The organism is Vibrio sp. 378 (genome assembly GCF_033339435.1).
The window spans coordinates 1-942 of record NZ_JAWOUO010000230.1; the positions used below are offsets into that span (position 1 = coordinate 1).

Sequence of the window (942 nt, forward strand, 5' to 3'; positions counted from 1 at the left end):
TATCAATGTGGACAAAGTTACTGCCCGGATAGTATCCAACACCACCAGCCTTCAAACTGATTGCCGCATCACGCACCGTAGACAGCTTTACACCATCGAGACGAAAATCAATCGCCTTCCCTTCCATGTGTAGACTCTTCTTAGCAACACCAGTAGAACCGCTGCGCAGGGACGCATTGGTCACTGGAGAACGGTAGCCAGAAATCACGATAACTTCGGATTCAGTACCGATGAGCTTTTGAATTTGGCTGATTTGATCGAACAGACGTTTATCCATTGGATGCACTTCATTACGGCGATGATCACGGCAGAACTCATTCAAACGCTGCAATTCTTTGCCGACGTAGCGATTGCCATCGAAGTAGCACGTCTCGAGAAGCTCACCCGTATTCAAGTTATTCATGGCTAACACGCGTGGTTCATCCGGAAGTGAAGCCCATGAAAGTGTAGGCATTGCAGACGCCAGTACGACACCACCAGCGGTCATTTTAAGGAAATCACGGCGAGAAAAATTACGACTTACCATAAACAAAAACACTGCTCAATTACTAAACAAAGAAAGCGGACGATACCGAAACCAATTTATCTCGTCAAATGCATAAATTGGTCCGGAATATCGAAGTCTCGCTAAAACTTTTGTTTACTTATTGAACAGAAAACGATTTTTTAGAATTGTAAATTTTCTTAAATTTACAAGCCATGCAGGCTTAGCCTTGATGGTCGTATTTGTAGATGTCATCTCGGTAATACAGCGTACCTTCTTCCAACCAAGCTGTTTGGTAGATGATGTGTACCGGAATACGCTCCCCTAGTGGCACCGAAGTCGTTGATGAACGAGCGCTTTCCCGCTTTTTCTCTAAACGCTCTTCCAAACCTTGAGTTTTGAACAGAAGCTCTGCAAGTTGATCGGCGTTTTCTACTCGAACACAACCCGAGCTAAAC

At 44.7% G+C, this 942-nt stretch carries 1 protein-coding gene and 1 pseudogene; both read right to left on the reverse strand.

Annotated features, from left to right (window positions below; all coding sequences use genetic code 11):
- Positions 1–526: DUF882 domain-containing protein (locus R7Q48_RS25365; RefSeq protein ID WP_318132909.1), on the reverse strand; the 526-nt coding region annotated here is incomplete at its 3' end.
- Between the two features lie 181 nt (positions 527–707).
- A pseudogene (locus R7Q48_RS25370) lies at positions 708–942 on the reverse strand (murein L,D-transpeptidase); the annotation flags it as partial.